19 protein-coding genes and 2 pseudogenes are annotated in these 23,604 nt (G+C 41.3%); 9 read left to right on the forward strand and 12 right to left on the reverse strand.

Annotation, left to right across the window (positions count from 1 at the left end):
• Positions 1-92: 92 nt before the first annotated feature.
• The 4 genes from PUQ00_RS00210 to PUQ00_RS00225 form a co-directional block, all read right to left on the reverse strand.
• Positions 93-812, reverse strand: coding sequence for a hypothetical protein (locus PUQ00_RS00210; RefSeq protein ID WP_300411906.1), 720 nt, complete (start codon positions 810-812; stop codon positions 93-95).
• A gap of 172 nt (positions 813-984) precedes the next feature.
• The gene (locus tag PUQ00_RS00215; protein ID WP_300411909.1) at positions 985-1,905 is read right to left on the reverse strand and encodes a histone deacetylase; all 921 of its coding nucleotides are present in this window, start codon (positions 1,903-1,905) and stop codon (positions 985-987) included.
• 73 nt (positions 1,906-1,978) lie between these two features.
• Positions 1,979-4,615 carry an EAL domain-containing protein gene (locus tag PUQ00_RS00220; protein WP_300411912.1) on the reverse strand — a complete coding sequence of 879 codons (2,637 nt, stop codon included), beginning with the start codon at positions 4,613-4,615 and terminating at the stop codon, positions 1,979-1,981.
• A 637-nt stretch (positions 4,616-5,252) separates the two neighbouring features.
• Entirely contained in the window at positions 5,253-7,040 is a 1,788-nt protein-coding gene (locus tag PUQ00_RS00225) for a ShlB/FhaC/HecB family hemolysin secretion/activation protein (RefSeq protein WP_300411915.1), read from the reverse strand.
• Positions 7,041-7,165: 125 nt separating this feature from the next.
• Here PUQ00_RS00225 and PUQ00_RS00230 point away from each other — a divergent pair, with 125 nt between their 5' ends.
• Positions 7,166-7,339, forward strand: a complete 174-nt coding sequence (locus tag PUQ00_RS00230) for a hypothetical protein (protein WP_300411918.1) — start codon at positions 7,166-7,168, stop codon at positions 7,337-7,339.
• A gap of 153 nt (positions 7,340-7,492) precedes the next feature.
• Here PUQ00_RS00230 and PUQ00_RS00235 read toward each other — a convergent pair whose 3' ends face one another.
• Positions 7,493-9,271 carry an SWIM zinc finger family protein gene (locus PUQ00_RS00235; protein ID WP_300411920.1) on the reverse strand — a complete coding sequence of 593 codons (1,779 nt, stop codon included), beginning with the start codon at positions 9,269-9,271 and terminating at the stop codon, positions 7,493-7,495.
• A gap of 335 nt (positions 9,272-9,606) precedes the next feature.
• Here PUQ00_RS00235 and lpdA point away from each other — a divergent pair, with 335 nt between their 5' ends.
• From lpdA to PUQ00_RS00255, 4 genes are all read left to right on the forward strand, one after another.
• On the forward strand, positions 9,607-11,031 hold the full coding sequence (lpdA, locus tag PUQ00_RS00240; protein WP_300411923.1) for a dihydrolipoyl dehydrogenase: 1,425 nt from the start codon (positions 9,607-9,609) through the stop codon (positions 11,029-11,031).
• 118 nt (positions 11,032-11,149) lie between these two features.
• Positions 11,150-12,040: an indole-3-glycerol phosphate synthase TrpC gene (trpC, locus tag PUQ00_RS00245; RefSeq protein WP_300411925.1), complete on the forward strand. Its 891-nt coding sequence runs from the start codon at positions 11,150-11,152 to the stop codon at positions 12,038-12,040.
• A gap of 223 nt (positions 12,041-12,263) precedes the next feature.
• A complete protein-coding gene (locus PUQ00_RS00250) occupies positions 12,264-12,515 on the forward strand; it encodes a DUF5340 domain-containing protein (protein WP_300412155.1) in 252 nt (83 codons plus the stop codon).
• A 720-nt stretch (positions 12,516-13,235) separates the two neighbouring features.
• Positions 13,236-13,904, forward strand: a complete 669-nt coding sequence (locus tag PUQ00_RS00255) for a carbonic anhydrase (protein WP_300411927.1) — start codon at positions 13,236-13,238, stop codon at positions 13,902-13,904.
• A gap of 544 nt (positions 13,905-14,448) precedes the next feature.
• Here PUQ00_RS00255 and PUQ00_RS00260 read toward each other — a convergent pair.
• From PUQ00_RS00260 to PUQ00_RS00270, 3 genes are all read right to left on the reverse strand, one after another.
• On the reverse strand, positions 14,449-14,607 hold the full coding sequence (locus PUQ00_RS00260; protein ID WP_292830075.1) for a YqaE/Pmp3 family membrane protein: 159 nt from the start codon (positions 14,605-14,607) through the stop codon (positions 14,449-14,451).
• 141 nt (positions 14,608-14,748) lie between these two features.
• On the reverse strand, positions 14,749-15,096 hold the full coding sequence (locus tag PUQ00_RS00265; protein ID WP_300411933.1) for a translation initiation factor: 348 nt from the start codon (positions 15,094-15,096) through the stop codon (positions 14,749-14,751).
• A 23-nt stretch (positions 15,097-15,119) separates the two neighbouring features.
• Positions 15,120-15,257 (reverse strand): hypothetical protein, encoded by a 138-nt coding sequence (locus PUQ00_RS00270; protein ID WP_300411936.1) that lies wholly within the window; start codon positions 15,255-15,257, stop codon positions 15,120-15,122.
• A gap of 109 nt (positions 15,258-15,366) precedes the next feature.
• On the opposite strand from PUQ00_RS00270, the pseudogene PUQ00_RS00275 reads away from it, so the two are divergent.
• Positions 15,367-15,564: pseudogene (locus PUQ00_RS00275) on the forward strand (hypothetical protein); the annotation flags it as partial.
• A 705-nt stretch (positions 15,565-16,269) separates the two neighbouring features.
• Here PUQ00_RS00275 and PUQ00_RS00280 read toward each other — a convergent pair.
• Positions 16,270-16,392 (reverse strand): hypothetical protein, encoded by a 123-nt coding sequence (locus tag PUQ00_RS00280; RefSeq protein ID WP_300411939.1) that lies wholly within the window; start codon positions 16,390-16,392, stop codon positions 16,270-16,272.
• A gap of 462 nt (positions 16,393-16,854) precedes the next feature.
• Here PUQ00_RS00280 and PUQ00_RS00285 point away from each other — a divergent pair, with 462 nt between their 5' ends.
• The 3 genes from PUQ00_RS00285 (at position 16,855) to PUQ00_RS00295 (ending at position 19,443) form a co-directional block, all read left to right on the forward strand.
• Entirely contained in the window at positions 16,855-17,382 is a 528-nt protein-coding gene (locus tag PUQ00_RS00285) for a CAP domain-containing protein (RefSeq protein WP_300411942.1), read from the forward strand.
• A 794-nt stretch (positions 17,383-18,176) separates the two neighbouring features.
• Complete coding sequence (locus PUQ00_RS00290) at positions 18,177-18,725, forward strand: CAP domain-containing protein (protein WP_300411944.1); 549 nt, start codon at positions 18,177-18,179, stop codon at positions 18,723-18,725.
• Positions 18,726-18,813: 88 nt separating this feature from the next.
• Positions 18,814-19,443: a ribonuclease H-like domain-containing protein gene (locus PUQ00_RS00295; RefSeq protein WP_300411947.1), complete on the forward strand. Its 630-nt coding sequence runs from the start codon at positions 18,814-18,816 to the stop codon at positions 19,441-19,443.
• Positions 19,444-20,003: 560 nt separating this feature from the next.
• Here the strand turns inward: PUQ00_RS00295 and PUQ00_RS00300 are convergent.
• The 3 genes and pseudogenes from PUQ00_RS00300 to PUQ00_RS00310 form a co-directional block, all read right to left on the reverse strand.
• Positions 20,004-20,450: pseudogene (locus PUQ00_RS00300) on the reverse strand (rhodanese-like domain-containing protein); the annotation flags it as partial.
• 310 nt (positions 20,451-20,760) lie between these two features.
• On the reverse strand, positions 20,761-22,761 hold the full coding sequence (locus PUQ00_RS00305; RefSeq protein ID WP_300411950.1) for an NACHT domain-containing NTPase: 2,001 nt from the start codon (positions 22,759-22,761) through the stop codon (positions 20,761-20,763).
• A gap of 21 nt (positions 22,762-22,782) precedes the next feature.
• Entirely contained in the window at positions 22,783-23,103 is a 321-nt protein-coding gene (locus PUQ00_RS00310; protein WP_300411953.1) for a hypothetical protein, read from the reverse strand.
• Between the last annotated feature and the right edge of the window lie 501 nt (positions 23,104-23,604).

Raw genomic sequence — 23,604 nt, forward strand, 5'->3', positions numbered from 1 at the left:
GTTGCCTTAACCTCCAACAGCATCTATGGACTTATCCTGAGCATTTAGGCTTTGTCTAATTCACTTCTTTTACGTTGCCCTGAGTCTTGGTTTTAACGCTGAGTCTGTAATCTTTTCATTTCGTGTTGCACATCTAATGCAATTTGTAATGCTTCATTGAGCAACCTTCCATGCTCGGTAGCCTGTTCAGTTACTTGCATGGCTGTTAATGTTGCTAAATTGTTGACGAATAATTCTGTATTACTAAGGATAAAGCTTTTATGCTCCCTCAAAATCCTTTCTGTCTTCAAAGCGCGAACTAAATCAGCTTTGGTGAGTTTAAGCGCTTCGAGCACACCCTCTCTTTCCTTTATAACTACCTCTGGATTGCCAGCTTCTTCTATTTGGTCATTGATATCTATTACTCTAATAACAGTATTATATCTCTTAACCTCATTTAAAAGAATTTGTAGACATTTTGTCATATTACTTTTGACAATTTTATTTCTAGTTTTCCAGATTAAATATAAGATAGTTTGCGTCATCCCCCCAACCCAAACACCTAAGATAATTAACAATATCCAAGATGGAATTGTTATCCACGCCACAAAAAATTTAATAATTATATCAAAGAAAATATAGACAAAAACAAATGTAGAAAATCCAATAAAAACTACAGTTGCGCCTTCAGAGCTTTTCAGCTTTTGTATATATATATTTGCTAATAGTTTCAGAGGACTTGTGATGATTAAAAGTTCCTCATTGACAGGCAAATTAGTCAGCTTTTGTAGTTCATCCTGACTAATTTCCAAGCCTTGTAAATCATCCCGCACAGCTTTTCAACCCTTGCCAGAATAGTTATTTAATCTAATATAGCAATCAAATTTGGGGAATGCTGGCATTTTGTCTAAACTTTTTCAGGCAAGTTAATACTTCTAGTGAAGTCAGGAGTTTTTTGTACAATATGATACTTTATAAAGTGCTGCTTAGAGCCACTAGTAATAATTAAAGTAAACAGCGTTCAATCGTCGCTACAACTGATCGAGAAAGAGTATCAAAGTCGTAACCACCTTCTAAGCCAAAGAGAATTTTACGAGTTACCCCTAGACAATAATCAGTAAACAAAGCGTAGTCTTCTGGCTGCAAATTGATACTTGCTAAAGGATCTGCCGCATTGGCATCGTAACCAGCACTCACAATCAGTAAATCCGCTTGAAAGTTAGCTAAAAACGGTACGACCTGTCTTTCAAATAGTGGCTGATATACTGCAATATCACTACCAGGGGGTACAGGTAAATTTAAGACATTATTATGAAAGCCGCGTTCTGTCGATCTTCCAGTACCGGGATAGCATGGGTACTGATGGAGGGAACAGTAGGCGATGCATGCTTGGGTTTCAACGATCGCCTGAGTACCATTACCGTGATGCACATCCCAATCGAGGATGGCGACGCGGTTAATTCCAGGTTGTTCGAGGGCAAATAAAGCGGCGATCGCGGCATTAGAAAATAGGCAAAAGCCCATCCCCGCATCACTTTCTGCATGGTGTCCTGGGGGACGCGCCAATACAAAAGCCGGATTAGCTGACTTCAAGACAGCCTCAACTCCATCTAACCAGGCACTGACTGCCAACAATGCCACATCATAACTGCGCGGGGAAACTGGCGTATCTCCATCCAAAGGGCCGCCGCCACTAGAAGCGATTTGCCAAAGTTTTTTGATGTAGGCTGGGCTATGCGCTTTAACTAACACAGACATCAGTGATGGTTTTTCTGATACTGGTGTCGGCGATCGCCAGGTAATTTTATCTGCGAATCTAGCTGCTTTTAGGGCAGTAGCGATCGCCCTCAAGCGTTCTGGTGTTTCGGGATGGTATTTTCCAGTTTTGTGATCTAAAAATTCGTCGGAATAAATGACTGGCAGCATAGAACGAAAAAGGTTGGCAGCAGGACAATCAATGCTATTGTATCCTCACTGGTACAAACAGTTTTTCCTTGTATTAGAGCTTTGGTCGTTTACTTTCGAGGATTTCTGTTGCAATCTTTGCAGAAACTGGCCGGTAGAATAAAAAGCCCTGTACCTCGTCACATTTGATAGATCTCAAGAACGCCAGTTCTTCTTCTGTTTCTACCCCTTCGGCTGTCAACTTCAATCCCAAGCTCTGTCCCAAGCCAACTATGGCCTTGACAATATGAGCAACTTTGACATCGTGCGTCAAATCTTCAATAAAAGACTTATCTATTTTCAGATTGTGGAGTGGTAAAAGCTGTAGGCGCGAGAGCGAGGAATGACCCGTACCAAAGTCATCAATGGAGATGTAAACACCCATCTGCTGTAGATTCTCTAACACCGTTTTAGTAAAATCTAAATTTTCAATGGCTGTGCTTTCGGTAATTTCTAATTCTAAAAAGCGGGCTTCTAACCCCGTTTGCTCTAAAACTTCGGCTATAGTCTCCAGCAATTTGGATTGGCGGAACTGCTTCAGAGAAAGATTGACAGCGATCGTGATGGGTGGCAATCCTGCATCTTGCCAGGTTTTATTTTGGCTACAGGCTGTTCGGAGCACCCATTCGCCGATGGGGACAATTAATCCACTCTCTTCAGCGAGGGGAATGAAGACACTGGGTGCGACCAATCCCATCTCTGGGTGCTGCCAACGCAACAGAGCCTCCATACCAGTAATTTCTTGTGTGGCAATGTTCACACGAGGTTGGTAGTATACTGTAAATTCTTGGCGTTCTAGCGCATAGCGCAAGCTCTTTTCTAAAGTCAGCAGTTCCGGATTTTTGGCGCTCAGGGAAACACTGTAGAATTGGTAGTTATTCCGCCCTTTGTCCTTGGCGTAGTATAAAGCGGCATCTGCGTGCTGGATTAGTGTTTCGGTGTCAGGACTGTTGCCATCAAGCAACGCAATACCGAGGCTGGCAGTCACATAAAGTTCATGTCCTTGGAGATGGAAAGCATCCTCTAAGGCTTGTAAGATTCTATTCGCCACCAACGTGACCTCTTCAATATCATTGATTCGCGGGAGTAAGATAGTGAATTCATCGCCTCCCCAACGGGCTATGGTGTCTCCGCCTCTGAGTGAGTCTTGTAATCTTTGAGCGACGCTTTGTAACAAAAGGTCTCCCAGAGTGTGCCCCAGAGTGTCATTAATCACCTTAAAACGATCTAGGTCGACGAAGATCACAGCTAAACTTTCGCCATTCCGAGTGGCGTTGGGCAGAGTTTTACCGAGTAGTTCGTTAAATAGTAAACGATTGGGCAACCCTGTCAGCACGTCATGGAGGGCTTGATAGCGAATCTTTTCTTCTACTTGCTGACGCTGCTGCGTACCAATAATACTGGCGGCCATTGTCAAAAGGGTAGATTCTTCGTGCTTAGACCAATGACGCTCAAAGGTGCAGTCTGCCAAGCCAAGATAACCCCAGAACTCATTCTCGAAGCAAAGAGGTACTAAAAGAAGGGATTGAATGCCATCTCGAATCAGGAATTGTTGTTCGGCGATCGGAAATTTATGGGTGAGTCCGCTAATCGACTGGCCGCTAGAGAGAACAGTATACCAACGGGCTAATCCAGAAGCTTGATAAGGCTGATTCTGCCAATGCAGGTGGGTAGATTCAATAAATGAGTGTGTCCATTCAAACCGTAGGCTGACTGCCATTTCCCCTGTAACAGGATGGGGATGGTTCTGAAAGAGATAGACACGATCTGCCAAGGCCGCTTCGCCCAATACAGCTAGAGCTCGATGAATACCAGTTTCGTAATTAATTTCCCCCAGCAAATAATTGGCGGCTTCCGCAACTGCTTGTAGCAAGCGATCGCGCTGACGCAGTTCAGTTGTGGCTTGTTTTTGCTCTGTAATATCCCTAATAATAAAAGTTCTAATTAAATCACTTTCAGGAAGGTAGAGAACGGATTGTTCAAAAACTTCTGCGCCTACTTCTACCTCTCGCACAAAAGAATTTTTTTCTAGATTGTTAATTCCACTCAGGAGTCCTGTTAAAATCGGGTGTTGCGTCCCAACTTCCCTGAGTTTGGGAAACTTGAGAGTTGCGGCCGGATTGAGATAAGTAACTGTTCCCTCGAAATCCATTTCAATAATTGGATTGGGGATAAGTTCCGGGAAGGATGCTAGGCGAGCTAGGGCAAATTCAGTAGCTCTTTCAAAGCTGGGATCGACAGCTAGGGTTTGAAAAGGATTGGCAGGACTGGCTTGCTCTGATAAGAAACCAGATAAGTCTTCAACATTAAAAGATTCAGAAAATGCTTTTTCTGAGAGGTTGGAAATAGCATAATATTTAGCTTGAGCTTGATTACCACCAAAGGCAATGATATCTCCATTTCTAAGATTATGAGAAAAGCATTTAGTCCCATTGACAAATAAGCCATTAGTACTTGCTTTTCCCTTGTAGTTGCCATCAATAATCTGGAAGCCGTATTGGTCAGTCTCTGGAACAGTTACTCGCAATAAAATTCCATGTTGCATTGATACTGATCGGGAAGCCAAGACAATAGTATTTGAGGGATGCCGCCCCAAAGAATAAGTAGTCTCTTGTAAGGGGACAGTTCGCCGCCCTTCCAGGTCTTGAATGACCAACAGATGGCGTATTTTTTCCCGCTCATTTCCTAGCATGGCTGTTCCTCAAATTCTTATAATTTTATGTCTTAATCTGAAAAATACTACTCCCATAAGTGCAGACTTTCAGGCTGCACTTATGGGGAAATTTGCTCAATCAAAGTTGTCATCGTCTGTGATTTCAAAATTGGTTTGAGGGTGCAAACTAGCCTTTTTCTTGATGATTAACCGCACTCAGTTCTGAGTCGTGAGTAAATTAAAAATTACTCAGTAAGTAGGTAGGTACGAGTTATGGCTAATTGTTCAATCAGTTTTTGCGGTAGAAGTTCTAGCTGTTTTCTCCACTCATACATAAGTTATAAACTTTGTCCTTTCGTCTATATCATCCAACCTTGTCTTTCTTAGGATACCCAGATTAACAATTCAAAATTCAAAATTTTTGGATGAGAAGAGAGTTTCAGACTCTTATTTAAACTGCGACTGTAGCAAGATCCCACAGGGTAACTCAGAGCAGCGCCTTACGTATTTTCCCCCCGAAGCTCCTCTTCTCCCTACAGCCCTTCTCAAGACAGGAGACGCTGTAGTTAGAAGACCGCATTCCTCTTCCGTTCTAGCGACTGCGGGAATGAAGTCGCAGCCACTTCGTTTCCGAACTGCGTATAAAGGAAAGAAAAGGAGAATCAACCTCTAAGTTTTAAAAAGGATTATAGAATAAACTAAAATACAGACCGTTTTCTTGTAATGTTCTCTCATTTGAGTCAATAGATACTAAAGGAATGCCCCAGTCAAGACGAACGATGAAGCGATCGCTCTGTGACCAACGCAACCCCAGACCAATAGCAGCTAGAGTATTAGGGTTGGGATTCTCTCTACCAGAACTATTCCAGCCAACACCAAAATCCACAAAGGGGACAACCTGTAACACGCTATCTATCCGGGGTAAGCGCACAATCGGTACTTGAACTTCCGCAGAAACAAAAGTGCCATTATCCGTCAGTAGGTAATCTTGACGGTAGCCTCGAACGCTATCCTGCCCACCTAAGCCAAATTGCTCTAAAGGTAATAGTGTTCTGGATGCAAGTTGTGTATTTAAACGAAGTAAAAATAAGGTTTCAGGAGCTAAAAGGCGTGCCCACTGCGCTTGCCCTTGCCAAGCAAAAAAACGGCTATCGGGAGGATTTTGATTAATCGTGGGATTCAACGCATCTATGCCCAAACTGAATTGAGAGCGGAGGGCAATGACTTCACGGCTGTTACGACTCGTCCATTCTTGAAAAAATCGTAACGCAGATACCCTGGTGCGTCCCTGTTCATCAGCACCTAAACCGGGGAAAGGTTGTCGCTCTATTCTTTCAAGATAAGAGGCTTCACTTTCCCGTCGGGAGGCTGTCAACCCCACGGCAAATTCTTGTGTAGGAGTTTGAACTATCGGCTGGCGAAATGTTAGTTCGTAATAGCGAGAAGCCGATTGGATATCTAAAATGTTGAAAGGAGTTTCAATCACATTACTTGACGTAGTGCCATAGTTTAAACTAAGGGTTCCGTTGTGGGGATTGAGTGGTAATGTATAGCTGGCGTCAAAGGAGTTGCTACCATCGGTATTAGTGTATTCTAAGCTCAGACCATCGCCGAATCCGAGTAAGTTGGCTTGATTTAATTGTAATCGGCGGCGGAAACTGCCAACGCTAGGCGATCGCCCATTATCAAGAATTATTTGGCTTTTAAAAGTGTTTGCCTCACTGATCTTAACTTCTAAGAGACTGACACCAGTCCGCGATCCTGCCGAGAGTTCAGCAGACACGTTTTGAATCAAAGGATTAAGCTGCAAAAGTTGCAGTGCCTCTAATAGACGCTGGCGATTGAGAGGCGGTGATGTCGCTATTGCTAGTCGGCTGCGGACATAATTCGGATTCAACCGCCGAGTCCCAGTTACCTGGATATCTTCTAATTTACCTTCGAGCACCTGAATTTTGACAACACCGGATTGGATTGTTTGAGGTGGAATATAGGCACCAGAAGTAATGTAACCATTTTTGACGTATAGATCAGTGATTTTAGAACGTGCTTGATACACTTGGGTCAGTGAGATCGGTCGTTTGGTAAATTCAGCAGTGGCTTGGGCTAACTCTTCGGGACTGAAAACTGTGCTACCAACAACTTCAAACCGTTGAACAACAATAGTTTGGGGAAGGTTGGCAGGAAGTGGTTCCTCAGGTGTAGGAGTTGGGGCAGAGGGAGGAAATAGTTCTGCTGGTGGGGGGAGTGGCTGTGGCAGTTCAGGTGAGGGAAGTGGCGAAGGTGCAGATGGTTGGACATCTTGTGGTGGTGGGAATTTTTGCGACAGGATGAGATTACTAGTTGGTAATTCTGTAGTATCAATAGCCTGAGCTTTCTCTGGACTAGAAAATATGCTGCTGAGTGATAGAAGCATACTCAGAGGTAAGCAGGACACTATAAGATTCTGAGGATATTTATCAATCATCGCACGGAACTATTTTTTGTTAGCAACTGTGGGATTATACGGCGACTACTTCAGATGTGAATCTTACTGTTGCTAAAGTTGATATCTTGGGCAAATCTCAATTTACTCAGCACTGAGTAAGGTAAATGTTATATTTGTCCAACTTGGGGAGTGTCAATGCAGACTTAAAAGTATCAATGGTGTTCAAGCCACATAAGCAAGCAGATATGTTGAAATTATCTGTGGCTGCGAGAGAAATCCGGGCTAAAGTATTTAGACATCTGGTGAAATTAAATATGCGTTATCTAGAACCCTTGTAGAGACGCGAAATTTTGCGTCTCTAGATTCTTTTTCGGAGATGTCTATTTGGATAAATCAGGGTTTTATCTATGACGCGATCCAGGTTACACTTATTACTTCCGAAGGTAAGCAAGTAGGCACAAATAATTAGAAGATGGTGTAGAGTGCACACCCTACAGCTCCATACCCCTTTGCTTAAACATTCCCATCAATTTATGTTTCCGAGCGTGGGTTTGCATCAAGTTTTCCCGATAGCTTGACCAGTCTGCTTTCTTCCCACATTCCAAGTAGGCATTGCGTACCTTTTTCAACCATTCAACCGCGTAGTAGTAGTATTCGGCTTTACCTGCATCCATAATCTTTTCGGCACGGCGACAAGCATTAGCAATCACCCAAGCAGGATTGTGAGGGATAGCAGCATCCATGACTCGGTGAATCAACTCTGAATAATCAGAATTGAGTTCACTAACGATCGCAATTGCATCATCAATTAGCCCTTCATATAAAAATATATCCACCTTGGCTGATTCTGTTCCCCAACCACTATCAGTACGGACAATTTTCAGTAGGTCTGTTTTGAGGCTTTCCCAGTTTTCCCCAGCCAATTCTGCCATCTTTTGGTAGTCTACAAAGCAGGGCTTGACTTGAAAAGCCGCCTTGATTGCTAATAAAGCAGCTTGACTATTACCCCACTCCAGAGCCAAATCACTTGTCCAAATTCCCAATTCGTACTGACAATTACCCGGTAAATTTAATCCACTCTGGGCTATATCTAGTGCTTGCTGTAATGCTCCCTGAATGCTGAGTGTTTTCGCTAGAGCAAAGGCTTCTTCCATTGAGTTCATCTGGGTTTGAGCAGCATCAATTGCTTCTTCCACTCTGCCTAAACGTCCTAGCATTGTGAGATACTGCTGGGTTTGTTCTTCCGCTTCTGCTAAATACAAGTATTCTTGGTAACGTTCTTGACGTTCGAGAATTTTCAGTCGAATTAGTGCCAAATCATCTGCATAATCTGGCACGTCTTCTTCCCAAGCTCCCCTTTCGGTAATATTACCTTGGAGAACTTGCACCAGTGGCGGATAATCCCAACCTTGACGTAAAGCCTCCATAACTAGGCCAAAATCAGCATTCCACTCATCTTGCCAGGTTTCCAAATTTATTTGAATATCAACTTTTTCTTCTGGGGTCAGCTCGGCACTGAGAATTGCTTCACACCAAGCATTATTTAATTCCCCGACAATTTGATCATTTTCAGCGCCGTATTCTGCAACCTCATACCAATTTTCCACACAGGTAAAGGTAATCGCTTCTAAAATAGCGATCGCATTTTCACCCTCTCCCTGTTCGCTAAAATCTATCGCAGTTTGGACTACACTCAGCAATTCCTCGGCAATTGGGTCTTCTTCGTATCCTTCCTGAAAGTAACGCACGGCATCCCGGAGAATCTCCCGTACTTGTCCCCGAAAGGGAGCCGGATCAATACTACTACGGCGCAGAGGTTTTGCGGTTGTTTCCTGGACAGCAGGATTGATCATCCAATTAACATGGCGGTTAATCGCCTCGATTAGTGGTGGGTATTCTGTTACCAAATCTTGCAGCAGCCTTTGAGTTTGGATATGATCCAAGCGATCGAGTAGTTGTTCTAGGGTAGGGCGCTGCTGAATATTTTCGGAGTTACGCGCACAGACGAGCATCGTCGCGACAATGTGTTTACACCAACCCTCAAAGTTGTAACCACAGGTGCAGTTGACTGAGATTAACCCACTGCGATCGAAACTCAGGTTGACATGATAAGGTCTAGTTTGATTGCCCATAACATCTGCTTGAAGCAGATGACCGCGTTGGGTAACAGCATTGACAGCACCAGCTACATAGTATGCCTCGCCCTGCTGGAAAGATTTGGCGTTGGCATGACGGCGGATAGTAAATTCACTAATTTGGGGAATAGACATCGAGCGATCGCCTGTGTAAATCCTCTGGATAAATCTTAAATCCAGCTTAGGTGTTAGGCTAACGCCCTGTAAAGAGATTCAAGCAGTATAAAAATAAATAAGTATACGCTTTTGACTATAATTACTCAAAACATCCATCTTTTCCCCAGAAGTCAGTGAATCATAATTGGAGTTAGCAACACCCAAACCTTAAATCAGTGAACAGTCGTAAACAGTCCTGATAGTGTATGGTGAGTGATTTAGAGTCAAGGGATAAAACTGATAACTGTTAAAGGGGTTGCACTGATTGTCGGTCAAGTTGAGAATAAATAGGCGAAGCACACGGGGAAACTAACGTGAGTCAAGAATTTGATTACGATTTAGTAATTATCGGCGCTGGTGTAGGCGGACATGGGGCAGCCTTACACGCCGTAAGTTGCGGTCTGAAAACAGCGATTATTGAAGCTGCTGATATGGGAGGAACCTGTGTTAATCGGGGCTGTATTCCTTCTAAAGCGCTGCTGGCAGCATCTGGACGTGTGCGGGAGTTACGTAATGCCCACCACCTCAAGTCACTGGGAATTCAAATTGGTAGCGTGGAATTCGATCGCCAAGCGATCGCTAATCATGCTACTAATCTCGTATCGAAAATTCAAGACGATTTAACCAACAGCCTTAAACGTCTAAAAGTCGATATCATCAGGGGTTGGGGAAAAATCGCTGGGGCGCAAAAAGTCTCTATTACCGGAGACGGTGGTGAAAAAACCATCACAGCCAAAGACATCATCCTTTCCCCTGGTTCAATTCCTTTTGTGCCTCCAGGGATTGAAGTAGACGGTAAAACTGTCTTTACCAGCGATCAAGGTGTCAAGTTAGAGTCGCTACCAGACTGGGTGGCGATTATTGGCAGTGGTTATATCGGCTTAGAATTTTCTGATATTTACTCAGCTTTGGGTTGTGAAATCACCATGATTGAAGCCCTAGATCAGCTAATGCCAGGATTTGACCGCGATATTGCCAAACTTGCGGAACGGGTGCTGATTACTCCCCGCGATATTGAAACGAAAGTGGGGATATACGCCAAAAAAGTCATTCCCGGTTCACCTGTGGTGATTGAGTTAGCAGATTTCAAAACCAAAGAAGATGTAGATGTCATCGAAGTAGATGCTTGCTTGGTCGCTACGGGACGCATCCCGGCGACCAAAAATCTCGGTTTAGAGTCTGTGGGTGTGGAAGTTGATCGGCGGAATTTTATCCCAGTTGACGATCGCATGGCAGTATTATCAGCCGGTGAAGTAGTACCGCATTTGTGGGCAATTGGTGACGCCAATGGCAAGATAATGTTGGCACATGCAGCTTCTGCTCAAGGCGTCATCGCCGTAGAAAATATAGTTGGGAGGGAAAGAATAGTAGACTATCGCAGCATCCCAGCCGCGGCGTTTACCCATCCAGAAGTCAGCTATGTGGGCTTAACAGAAACCGGAGCGAAGGAGTTGGGACAAACCGAAGGATTTGAAATCGCCACAAGTAGGAGTTACTTCAAAGGAAATTCCAAAGCGTTGGCAGAAAATGAAGCCGACGGGATTGCCAAGGTGATATATCGCAAAGACACCGGAGAAGTCTTGGGCGTGCATATTTTCGGACTGCACGCCTCAGACTTAATTCATGAAGCGTCAGCTGCGATCGCAAACCGTCAATCTGTCCAAACTCTTGCACATCTAGTTCACGCCCACCCGACACTTTCGGAAGTCTTAGACGAAGCTTATAAACGAGCGATTTAGTCATTTGTCGTTAGTCATTTGTCCTTTGCTAATAAACAAGGACAAATGACTAATCACCAATGACCAATGAAAAATGACCAATGACCAATGACCAATGACCAATGACAAATGACAAATTATGCAAATTCGTCGCCGTTCACCTAACCCAGCTATTAATGTATCCATATTACGTTATCAGGCTGCCGTGCCTGACGGGGCGCCAAACAACATCTTAGAGGAAATTGTCTGGCAGAAAGAAGTAGAATATGACCAAATGCGGGAAAAAGTTCCTTTGCAGGAATTGGTCAAGCAGGTACTCACTGCACCGCCAACCCGTGATTTCGTCGCCGCCTTGCGCCAAGGTAAGACTAAGCCAGCATTGATTGCCGAAGTTAAAAAAGCTTCACCCAGTAAAGGCGTTTTACGAGAAGATTTTGACCCAGTAGCGATCGCTCTTTCTTATCAGGAAGCCAAAGCTAGTTGTCTTTCTGTACTGACAGATGTCAAGTTCTTTCAAGGTAGTTTTGATAACTTAGCCAAAATTCGGGCTGCCGTAGATTTGCCCCTACTGTGCAAAGAGTTTATCATTTATGCTTACCAGATATACTTGGCGCGGGTTCAGGGTGCAGATGCAATTCTCTTGATTGCAGCTATCCTGGGCGATCAAGATTTGAAATACTTCCTGAAAATTGCTAACAAACTGAAAATGGCAGCCTTGATTGAAGTCCATAGTTTGGTAGAACTTGACCGTGTGTTAGCCTTAGATGGGGTCTCCTTAGTAGGAATTAATAATCGCAATTTGGAAGATTTCTCTGTTGACCTGCAAACTACTTGCCAACTTTTAGCTGCAAGGGGTAGCCAATTGCAGGAGAAAAACATCCTTGTTGTTAGCGAGTCAGGACTACACAACCCAGATGATTTGAGTTTGGTACTTACAGCAGGTGCATCTGCTGTACTCATTGGAGAATCTTTGGTAAAACAACCAGATCCTGGCGCAGCGATCGCTTGGATCTTGCCGAGGAATTTCTGAAAGCAACACCCTCCCTGCGCCCCTTAGCGCAGGGGCGATCGGGCACACTATGCGTAGATACGCAGCACCTTGCTGTTAAATATCATCAATATCTTTGCCAAATCTTCATTGCTAATCAAATCAAAGCCATGAGCAACTAGTTATTTATTCTGTAACAATTTATTGACAACAGACCAACTCTGACTAATAGAAAATCTCAAATATGAAATCAAAATTTAACTTCATGGAGCAAATTCCTCTACCTTCACCTATTCACTACGAACTTATACTTCAACTTTTAGAAAGACAAACCATGTTAGCGGTAAATGATAATCCAGATTTACGGCATCAGGTGAATCAGCTAATTATTACTCTTCGTAAAGCTGCTGTGCAGCAAAAGCGGCTAGAAGAAATTTGCGAGTTTTCCTCTGTAACTATTGATCACCGTTGGTCAATCAATCATCATCATGATAGCAAAGTTGTTGTCCCCGATTGAAGCTGATAACTTAATATCTCAACCTCAAATTTGGTGTCTTTGTTAAGTTAGCTTACTATCATCAGAAAGTGTATTCAAGTGGCTATTAGTTAAAAGTTCCGTCGCATTTGCTTGACTCAAATGCACAGTTTGGGGTGTGACTTCAAATTATTCGGGTTACAGAACTTTCTCTGCTTTGCAAAAATATCTATAAATCCTAGATGAGGATTTGAAATCGGCAGTCTCAACGCTCAGATTTTAGTTGATATAAATTTTACATTATTTAGCTTGTTTCATAAAGTTATACATAGTTATTTTTTTCTAAATATTAAGAGGATGTTTGAAAAGTATTATTGCTAGGGCAGCAACTGGCGCAATACAGAGAGAAGGAAGAAATGCTTAGGTGATTTCTGATGAAAAAAATACCTATGTTGACGAAACCAACGGCTATGGTAATTTTATTACTAGAATTTACCTTAACTCAACTGTATTAGGAAATGGGGATTTTAAAGCCTCTTGACCTTTCGGGGAGAGGTTAGGAGAGGGTTGCTAGTATACTTTACGACTTTTCAAACAACCTTTAACTTAGCTTTTGACAATTTATACAATAATTCTATTAATGCTGGAGAAAAAAATTGTCATCTTTATAAAATTTTAGCTTTGAAAAAGTTCATATTGATATAGAAGAAACTGTAAATCAGCTAAAATATCGGTAAGATTCTCTCTCGAATTTGACGAAAGATGAAATATAACAACATTGATGAACTCTTCAGAAATAATCAGGCTTGGGTTGCCGAGAAACTGGCTCTAGACCCAACTTACTTTCAAGAATTATCTAACGGACAAACACCACCTTTTCTATACATCGGGTGTTCTGATAGTCGTCTGGCATTAACAAGCTTTACCCGTACTGAACCAGGAGAGTTATTTGTACATCGTAATATTGCCAATCAAGTTTCTCTAACGGATATTAACTTTTTAGCCGTTTTAGAATATGCAATTTTACATCTTGGGGTGGAACATATTATCGTTTGTGGTCACTACGATTGCGGAGGAATTAAAGCGGCTTTAGAAGGGAGAACCATCGGAATTCTTGATAACTGGGTAAATCCGATTCGGGAACTCTATTTAGAGAAACAAGAAGAAATTGATACCTTACCAACAAGAGAAGAACGTCTGAATCGTTTGGCGGAAATGAATGTTGTGGCGCAAGTGAAAAATCTTTACCAAACTTCCATCATGCGTCAGGTACTCTATGAACGAAAAGCGCCTATGGTTCATGGCTGGGTACTAAATATACGCACTGGGTTGATTAAAGATTTGAACGTTTCAACTGTGCAATGGCAATTGCACATCTGCCCCTTGCTTCTAGAGTTTAGGCTCTATGCCATGTTAAAAAATGAGAGTTAATTCGGTATTTCCCGTCACACAAAAATATACATTTGAGGCGTGATAAATAGTGCCTTTACAACTTTTATTTGAAGTGAAATAAATAGTTGTTTTTTCGCCACACTATTGTAAATTTTACGTCAGAGTTCTAAATTATTTTATATTTTTGCCCAATTAGAGTTACAAATAAGCTAAAAATCTTTTAATTTGCATCCTCAAAAAAATGAATCTCTTGTGGGGTGGGCATCTTGCCCGCCCTAGTTGTGCAAATTAAATGCGCGACAGCTTATTAATAATACAACGGTGTGTTATGGCTCTGGCTAACGCACCGTGACAGATTAGATTAACAAAGTAACACACTTTAAAAGTTGGATATTTTTTTAATTGGAAGTCCCTAATTTATTTTTAATTATGAATTATGGCTGGGAGAATTCTTCTTTAAGAAGTTGCAGATGTCCAATTCATAACTCTTTTCATAGAGGCAATTCATGAATTGCCTCTATGCAAATATTACTCAGAATCCGTAACGTTGAGATTGGGACACTCAACCTACCCCTAAAAAGAATTATTTCTTATAAATTATCCATACTGCATGAATAATTCCAGGAATGTAACCAAAAAGCGTCAAAACTATATTAATCCAAAAGTCTATACCAAAACCAACTTGCAAAAAAACTCCCAAAGGTGGTAAGAAAATCGCACACAGAAGACGAACTAAATCCATTTGAACCTCCTCTTAATCTCATAATAAACAGCTTGTTAGCGAAGTGATTCACCACTGTTCAAGCATATTTGGACTTTTCAAAGATAACATTTTCTCTCTCAATCAAGGTCATGGTTAAGATGCGGTAAACCGCACTCAAGATTAGCCACCGCTAATTTTGGCTTTATAACCTAGCTTCGTCAAAATCTCGACAATTTTCTGCTTGTGTTCGCCCTGAATTTCAATTTCGTTGTCTTTAATTGTCCCACCTGTCCCGCATTGGCTTTTCAACTGCTTCACCAAATCTGCCAAGGTTTCCGGTTTGGCTTGAAAACCGCTAATCACTGTGACAGTTTTGCCTTTGCGTCCTTTGCGGGAAGCTTGTACTTTGAGATTTTGTTGTTGTGGGGGCAGTTCTAGAACTGGTCTTTCTGTGGCGGCGGAGTTGTCGCTGCCAAATTCGCGGTAGACAAAGCCTTTATCGGAAGATTTGGGAGTGGAAGAAGACATAAAATGAATGTTTAAGAAAAATTTCAAAGGCAGTGGAAACTTCTACGCAACCATTCTGCTGGGATATCAATTTCTAGGCTAACATCACAAATCCATTGGAAGGGATTCAAAGTAATTGGGCATGGGGCATTGGGCATTGGGCATTGGGCATTGAGTATCAACGAAGAATTTAGTTCCCAGTCCCCAGGTATACCCCAGATATACCCCAGACTTTCTATAATAATTAAGTTATTCCCGTCATCGAAAACAGCCCGTGACTACCACTCCTCTATCTCCAAGTTGAACTGCTCAGGTTCCCGATACGCTGGTAAGTATGTACCTGAAACGCTGATGCCTGCTCTTACTGAACTAGAAACAGCTTATCAGTAATACTGTAATGACCCTACTTTTCAAGCAGAACTACAGCAGTTATTACCGGACTATGTAGGACGTGCCACACCATTGTATTTCGCTGAACGCTTGACTGCTGATTAATGACGCGTAAATATCGCAGTTCTCGTTTGGATGGAACACATAGTAGGGGCACAGCAATGCTCATGCGTAGCAACTTAAGCAAAACTCCTTTAAAACCTCGTTTCGCCAGAGGCTGGAAATGCACCTGATTGCAGTTCTGCCGCAAGTCAAGAAGCGGAGCCTGATATTAGGGATTAAAAGTCTGAGATTTCTTTTCGAGACAATCTCTAAAAGCTTTTTTTAGACGAGCTTTCACTTTAAGTTGACACAAATGAGCAATGCTGTACCCCTACGAGTGGTCTGTATTCCCTGATTAGAGAACCGCTACATATATAAAATTTTTGGGAAAAAGCACTAATGGATTAACAATTCCAGCACGCTATGCTACCGCAGCCGATTCATGACGAGTTGGCAGGTGAAAATGTGCAAAGTTTGAGGACAATGCACATTTTCAGGAATGTCTCTCCTGGTAAGCTGTCGCGCATTTAATTTGCACAACTAGGGTGGGCAAGATGCCCACCCCACAAGAGATTCATTTTTTTGAGGATGCAAATTAAAAGATTTTTAGCTTAATAACGGTAGAGTCCAATTTTTATCGAAACAGAATTCAGAAGTCAGGAATCAGAATTCAGTTGGATTATTCTTTACGACTGAGGGATAGCGCGAGGTAAAGCCTTCTCTTCTGCTTCTGCTATGGTCGACGCGCAAGGGACAAAGACCCTAGCGCGAACCAGAGGCTTCTCTACGATAGGCTTCTCTACGATAGGCTTCTCTACGAGAGGCTTCGCCAACGCCAACGCCAACGCCAACGGCATAGCTTTGCTTAGAGGAAGTCCGCGACATCTTGATTCTGAATTCTGCATTCTTCTTCAACATACTAATAGTATAATATTTATGATACGTAAGCTTACATATCAGTATTTAATAAGTAATACTATTTAAAACATGATTGAAAATCTGAGTTGAAAGTACAATCGGATGCAGGTGATGCCTAAGCGTAATCTTGATAGGCAGCATTCATTCTTGCCTTATAAGTTCAGTAAAAGAGCTAAATTCGTGCCTATGTATTGTATAAAAATTAAGTATAATCACTAATTTACAAAAGTGATATTGTTTTAAATTATTACGGACAATTAAAGTTAAATTTTTTATAAACAGGGCAATTTTCTCGTAAGGTCGTGAATTTAAACGTTTTGTAGTAGTTTTTGAACATAAAACGTCATAAATAGAAGTATATAGACTTATAATGAATTTGTCATATTGACATGAGTTTAGTTACATTGTCCGCAACTTTACTTTCAGCAAATGATAAAAACAACAGTCTACGGACTTGCTTTAGGCACCATTGTTATCAGTAGTGGGACGATCGCTACTTCTGTAACAAATCCAACTTTTGCACCAGAGCCTTCAAATGTATCAAGTAATACTATTTATATCGCAGCATCTAGCTTCAGTCTTCCTGGTCTAGAACAGTCGGTTTTCGATCAAATCAATAACTACAGAGTTTCCCAAGGGCTACCAAAGCTGATTCGTAATTCTGCCATCGATAATCAAGCCAGAATTCACAGTCAGGACATAGCTAATGGTAAAGTTCCCTTTGGACATACGGGATTCCCAGAACGTGTTAATGCAATTGGTATTTCCTACAAAGCAGCTGGTGAAAATGTCGCTTCCAACGGAGGATATCCTAACCCTGCCAAAATAGCTGTTCAAGGCTGGCTCAAAAGTCCAGGGCATCTAGCCAATATCAGAGGTAACTATGATAAGACGGGGATTGGTGTCGCTACCAAAGATGGACGCGAAATCTACTTCACACAAATTTTTCTTCGCTGATAGATTTGGTAAAATTTAGGTTTTTTCTCAAATTCCCCAGACTTCAGCTAGCTTGTTAGCAAAGCTTTCGCTATAGGATTCCTATTTGATTTTTGAACAACTAAACTGCGTAGAAGTTTGACATACAAAACTTTTTTCTGAGTATAGTGAACAAGATTCAAGTACGATTCCTATAGATGTTGAATAATCTAGTTTCAATGACATTTGTCTATTGAATACTACATTGTTTTTTTAGTAATTCATGAAAATCTGAAATTACAGCAGAATTCAGGAGCGGAGCTTGGGAAAGCTTTGCCGAGGCATCAGAATGGGCTACGCCCCGCTCCCCTAACAGAAGTAAAACACGTTTTATACGTGGCTTTGAGACTTAACTTGTGTACTTTACCTTCCTTGAAATCTGAAGTTATCAGCCAAAATAACCGTGATTTTCATGAAGCTAATACCGTTTCTTTGTGAAGCTGCATATATTTACCCCCTGTAGTCCCCCCAAAGTATCGAGGAGTCAGTTGGAGAGGCAGTGTGTTGAGCGGGTTTCCCGACTTGTTCGCGTAGCGTCTCCGAACAGGAGAAGCATCTGGCGGGGGACTACAAGGGCGTCTTGTATGTGCATCTTCATACAGAATTGATATAACCTATTGAAGTATTGACAATTGGAAATGATTGTTTGTACTTCCTATACAAAGATATAGCCAGATTGCCAAAATTCATCAACCCTTAATAGAATCGTGGTATATATCGTCGGAACAATAAGGTAGAGTAGAAGTCTTATATCTCTACACATTACGCAATTCTCCATGTTCCGACAAACTGCTTTTGGCATCGCTTTAAGTGCGCTTGTCCTTGCTAGTGGATTAACGACTGTTCCGATCCCAAATCATCCTTCTACGAATACATCCACCCGTAATAAGCTGTTGTCGCTTTTTTCCAGTCAGGTTGCAATATCGACTCCTACTTTTAAAACTACGGAGTTAGAAAAATCAGTTTTTGACGAAATTAATCGATATCGGGCTTCTAAAGGACTGCCAAAGTTGACCCTAAATGCAAATATCACTCGACAGGCAAGAATTCATAGTCAAAACATGGCTAAAGGTAAAACCCCATTTAGCCATCACGGATTTGAAGGGCGAGTCAAAGCTATCCCTATTCGCTACAACAGTGCGGCGGAAAATGTTGCTTTCAACCGGGGATATAGCAACCCTGTGGAGGAAGCTGTTACTGGTTGGATCAACAGTCCCGGACATTTAAAGAATCTTAAAGGAAATTACAACCTGACTGGAATTGGTGTTGCTACTAATAATCAAGGCGAAGTCTACCTGACGCAACTTTTCTTTCGCACTAGGTAGATTTATTTGGTGATTTTTTTGCACAATAATAATGTAGTGTCTGACAAGACTTTTCTCTGCTGGACACTGCTATTTTTTTTTAAAATTCATGACATTACAAGATTTTCAGGTGAGCGATCGCGACCTCAGTGACGCAGCTCTTGGACAGTATTTAGAATCTACAGCGATCGCAGTTGATACAGAAACGATGGGATTATTGCCGCAACGCGATCGCTTGTGTCTCATCCAGCTGTGCAACCTCGAAGGGAAAGTGACTGTAATCCGCATAGCTAAAGGACAAGCTGACGCTCCAAACTTAAAAAAACTCTTGGAAGCGGCGAATGTCGTAAAAGTGTTTCACTTTGCTCGTTTTGACCTTGCCACTTTACGAGCTAATCTGGGGATTCAGGTTGTCCCTGTTTTTTGCACCAAAATTGCTAGTAAATTAGCCCGTACTTATACAAATCGCCACGGACTCAAAGATGTGGTGCAAGAGTTAGAACAAGTGGAACTAGATAAAAGTTCTCAAAGTTCTGATTGGGGTAACGCTGCTAGTTTATCTGAAGCTCAACTAAGTTATGCTGCTAATGATGTGCGCTACTTACTTAGTGTGCAGCAGAAGCTAATAGAAATGCTTAAACGAGAAGAACGTTGGGAAATTGCTCAAAAATGTTTTGAATTTCTGCCAATAATTGTTTCCTTAGATTTGTTGCAATTTAAGGATTTATTTGAACATTAGACCTCTTGCAAAAGTTATTGATCTGGCGCACAAGCATCAGCAGACAGAATATTCTGTCTTTTGACCTGAGTTTTGGAGTCTGCGCCTCCATTTTTTAATTGTGACTTCTCTGCTGATCATAAATCGAGATTAGACCTCTTGGAAAATTCTCTAATACCCCACCCCTAACCTCTCCCCGCAAGCAAAGAGGAGAGACTTTGACGTAAGCCAAAGGTAGAGTGGGGTTCTTATTCTTGATTTATGCAAGAGGTCTTATTAGCTAATTTTCTAAGTTATTTTTTGCCTAAGAGCCAACATTGCAATCATTCATTGTCTCTAGGAGTTTTAGATTCACTAATGCCTTCTTTGACATTACTGGCTCCCTCTTGAATGCCTTCTTTGACATTACTGGCTTTCTCTTGAATGCCTTCTTTGACATTACTGGCTTTCTCTTGAATGCCTTCTTTGAGGTTACTGGCTCCTTCTTGAATGCCTTCTTTGAGGTTACTGGCTCCCTCTTGAATATTCTCTTTGAGGTTACTAGCTCCCTTTTTAATGGCTTCTGTTGCGCTAGTGCCTCCCTTTTGCAAATTTTCTTGGTGATTTTTTAGTCGATCTACGATATTGTAGTCGTCTGCACCTGCGGGAGTTTTTGATTCATCAATGCCTTCTGTTGACCCACCGATCGCCTTCCATGCGGCAAGACCACCTTTAAGTTGGGAGACATGCTCAAATCCATTAGAACGCAGTTGTTGTGCGGCTTGGGCAGTTTCTTCTTCATTAGCACCGTAAACGTAAATATCACGGCTTTTATGCAAAGAAGATACTGCACGCTCTACCAATTCATCTATTGGGGTCGTTATTGCTCCCGTAATGTGACCTTGGTTGAAGGTGGGGCGATCGCGCACATCCAGTATTGTAAAAGCTGGTTCGCCCCATTCTAGACGAGTCTTCAGGACATGAACATCAGATTGTGCTTCTATTGGTGGCTGCGGGGGAATGATGCCACCAGCTAAATTGTTAGTCATAATTATTCCTCAAAGACGATATTAAGAGCAATTTAACGGACTAAGCATATTTAATTGCTCTTTCTCTGGGATGAATATCCTCAAACTCTCTCCTGAGATAGACTGGTTAAGTGAAATATTTTCTACCATTTAAGGCATTGCTAATATAGTCAACTTAGACTATCGGAAGCCATTTTCTCTATTAATTTAATTAAATATATTTAATTTTTATATTTCTAATCTTTAATTATTCAGAAGCAGATTTAATAAATTTAAATTTATTAAATCTGCTACCTAATTAATAAGAAAATAGTCTAAAAATTAAAAATATTCAGACATTAGTAAAGGAATTACGTACCTTTTCAATATCTGCGATCGCTAACAATAATGTCTCTTCAATCTCTTGCTGCACTATTGAAGTTACACAAGTAGCGCTGTTGAGGCAATCTACCAGCAATTTATTGACATCGTAATATTGCTGAAGCAATTCTTTTTGCTGTTCGTTAAACTGCCAATTGTAACCAATATTGCGATACTTAATCAGCATACCTCTTAATTGTTCATCCCAGGCTTTCCCCTTAGCTTGCCACCAATCCCTAAATTTTTCTGGATTGCTGTCTATTTTTGGTAGTTGTTTTTTGAGTTTTTGCAGCACTTGCTTCAATTTAGGATCAACAACAAGGTCAACAGCTTTATCAAAGGTAATAACAAGGGCATGTGCATGATCAAGGGCATCGTTGAGGGTATGCTCAAATGCAAAGTCAAGCTCATTAATGCAGGCAATGGTACTGAATAGAAACTCATCAAGTACGAGTTCAGGGTCAAAAGCGATGTTACCAACAAGAGCGCATTCAAGGTCATAACCAGAAGTATAGACAAAGGCGTTATACCTATGGCAAGAGCTTCGCTCAACGCAAACAAGGTAAAAAGCACGAACGCCTGCTGCTTTGTAACAGATAGAGACTGAACTAGATTTTTGATGCAGCCAGGTTAGAAAATACTGTAATCTTTCGTCGACAGCCACTAGCAAATCAATTTTTTGCTTCATTAACTGTAATATTTCATTAGCATTCGGCAACATACTAACAGTTAGTAAAAATATCTGATGCCAGCGCTTTTCAGTTATGTGACTGACTAGATTATTCAAAGCATAGTTTGGGTAACTTTCAACAATTTTTCGAGCCGTGAAATACTCTTGAAACGTTAGATGAGAAAAAGAGTAAATTCCCTGTGCCCTTTCCACTAATAACCCATTTTCTACCTCAATGGCTTTGATCACTGCTTCATTATCTATTTGTAAGGGTTCTAGATAGTCACCCATAACTTGCAGGATTTTTTCTTGTTCAAAAAAGTAATATTCTTGCTCAAAAGTGATAGTTGCAAGCTGAAAAAGCAGCTTTTTCTTATTTATAAAAGTCAGATTAGGAGGAATGCGATCGCGTTTAATTCCTCTGACTTCATCCCATCTTATCAACAAAATGTTCAGTGCTTGCTCATATAACTTGCCTGGATTTAAAGGAAATTCATCTTTGACTTGAAACACCAAACAAATCAAATGCAACAGTAGTGGAGTAATTGCCAATTCTCGGATATGCTGATTTTCTGGCAGATGTAGCTGATTAATAAATAAATTTCCTATGGCTTCCCCATCTTCACTGGACTTAAGAGCAACTGCAACAAACCAATTTTTGGCAAAAACTTCTACTTGCTCTTGGTTAAAGTCTGCTACTTCAACTTCATTAAATCCCTGAAATCTATATTTTTGGGCAGCAATCCGACAGCTAATAACAAACTGATTTTTGTAAAAAGTTTGGGTAAATCTCCGAATTTCTATTGTGACTTTATCTGCCATTTCTGCTGGGACTTCATCTAATCCATCTAGCAAAATCAGCAGTTTGCCCTCAGCCAGCAGAATTTTAGTTGATTCCTGTTCAACACCACAACTGAGAAATTCTTGGCTGATGTAGTTCAAGAGATTGAATTCGTTGTAACTTTTGGCATCTTCAGCAAATTCTTTGATCCTAATAAAACTTATTATGCGATTTCGTTGAAGCTCGCCTTTGTTACATTCAATCGCTAGGTATTGTAAAAATGTAGTTTTACCTGACCCTGGTTTACCCAATATCATCAGTTTTGAGTGCCGTAATACTGCTTCTAATCCTGGTAATCTTCTCTGACGCTTGTGTCCTCCAAGTTGAGTAAAGTCCGATTCCGATTTGAAGTCTTTCAATAGGTCAGAAGCTTCTCGCCATTGCAGGCTGGTTATCTCCTCTAAGACATTAAAATTGGTGTAAATGTCCATCAGTTGGACTGTCTGAGCAATATCCAACATTTGCAAAATATTGCACTGGTCTTAGATTTTATCTTGGCGCTTTTGACGCACTTCCCGCACCAGTGTATCGAGGTCAGCACCTTGGAATTGCGCCTTAGTAGTTACCTCAAATGCCACACCTTCAGGTAAGCCAGCAACCTTTTGCCAAGATAACCCTAGCTGTTGGCAAATTTGCACAAAACAAGAGCGTGAAACCGACTCACCTGCAAAAAATTTGGAAACTGGTTGACGTGTAATGCCTAAAGCTGTTGCTAATTTATGCTGACTCCAAGTTTTGTCTGTTAAAGCTGTTTTTGCTGCCCTTATACCTTCTGGTGATGCTCTCAGTCCTTGGCTTGTCATAGTCTCAGGCTGACACTTGTAGTATAGTATATACTTAAGATGGTAGATATATGTAAATCCACTGTAAATAAATTTTCGTAGACTCTCTTCAATAAGATATACCCGTTAACTAGAGGAAGTTTGGGTAAGTGGGAGTTTAAAATCTAGATTGGCTGATGATTTTGTTTGTGAGCCTTTGTAGATACCTAATTAATCAGGGAGGGCGTTGCTCTAACCAAGTTGTAGCAATTACGGTGGTATTTGATGTTCTCTGGACTATTTGCGGTTATGAAGATGGTCTTCAATCACACTTATCTTAAGTATAAAAGTTCAAAATCAGAGAATATAAATTCAAAGTTATACAAAAATCACACAAGACTCATACATTTTATCAGCATTATGATGGCTGAAGTTTTGATGAACTTCATGGAAAATTAATTGTGTACAAGTACTACAATAGCGATCGCACTCAGCAGAGACGCGTGTGAATACACTTTCAATAGAAACACGTAAAGCAAAATT

It is taken from the genome of Nostoc sp. S13, from assembly GCF_029379315.1.
GTDB lineage: Bacteria > Cyanobacteriota > Cyanobacteriia > Cyanobacteriales > Nostocaceae > Nostoc.

Excerpts from the sequence above, each read along its gene's own strand:
- PUQ00_RS00215 (WP_300411909.1), bottom strand. The coding sequence starts at position 1,905 with ATGCTGCCAGTCATTTATTCCGACGAATTTTTAGATCACAAAACTGGA.
- PUQ00_RS00220 (WP_300411912.1), bottom strand. The coding sequence starts at position 4,615 with ATGCTAGGAAATGAGCGGGAAAAAATACGCCATCTGTTGGTCATTCAA.
- PUQ00_RS00225 (WP_300411915.1), bottom strand. The coding sequence starts at position 7,040 with ATGATTGATAAATATCCTCAGAATCTTATAGTGTCCTGCTTACCTCTG.
- PUQ00_RS00230 (WP_300411918.1), top strand. The coding sequence starts at position 7,166 with ATGTTATATTTGTCCAACTTGGGGAGTGTCAATGCAGACTTAAAAGTA.
- PUQ00_RS00235 (WP_300411920.1), bottom strand. The coding sequence starts at position 9,271 with ATGTCTATTCCCCAAATTAGTGAATTTACTATCCGCCGTCATGCCAAC.
- trpC (WP_300411925.1), top strand. The coding sequence starts at position 11,150 with ATGCAAATTCGTCGCCGTTCACCTAACCCAGCTATTAATGTATCCATA.
- PUQ00_RS00250 (WP_300412155.1), top strand. The coding sequence starts at position 12,264 with ATGGAGCAAATTCCTCTACCTTCACCTATTCACTACGAACTTATACTT.
- PUQ00_RS00255 (WP_300411927.1), top strand. The coding sequence starts at position 13,236 with ATGAAATATAACAACATTGATGAACTCTTCAGAAATAATCAGGCTTGG.
- PUQ00_RS00260 (WP_292830075.1), bottom strand. The coding sequence starts at position 14,607 with ATGGATTTAGTTCGTCTTCTGTGTGCGATTTTCTTACCACCTTTGGGA.
- PUQ00_RS00265 (WP_300411933.1), bottom strand. The coding sequence starts at position 15,096 with ATGTCTTCTTCCACTCCCAAATCTTCCGATAAAGGCTTTGTCTACCGC.
- PUQ00_RS00280 (WP_300411939.1), bottom strand. The coding sequence starts at position 16,392 with ATGTCGCGGACTTCCTCTAAGCAAAGCTATGCCGTTGGCGTTGGCGTT.
- PUQ00_RS00285 (WP_300411942.1), top strand. The coding sequence starts at position 16,855 with ATGATAAAAACAACAGTCTACGGACTTGCTTTAGGCACCATTGTTATC.
- PUQ00_RS00290 (WP_300411944.1), top strand. The coding sequence starts at position 18,177 with ATGTTCCGACAAACTGCTTTTGGCATCGCTTTAAGTGCGCTTGTCCTT.
- PUQ00_RS00295 (WP_300411947.1), top strand. The coding sequence starts at position 18,814 with ATGACATTACAAGATTTTCAGGTGAGCGATCGCGACCTCAGTGACGCA.
- PUQ00_RS00305 (WP_300411950.1), bottom strand. The coding sequence starts at position 22,761 with ATGTTGGATATTGCTCAGACAGTCCAACTGATGGACATTTACACCAAT.
- PUQ00_RS00310 (WP_300411953.1), bottom strand. The coding sequence starts at position 23,103 with ATGACAAGCCAAGGACTGAGAGCATCACCAGAAGGTATAAGGGCAGCA.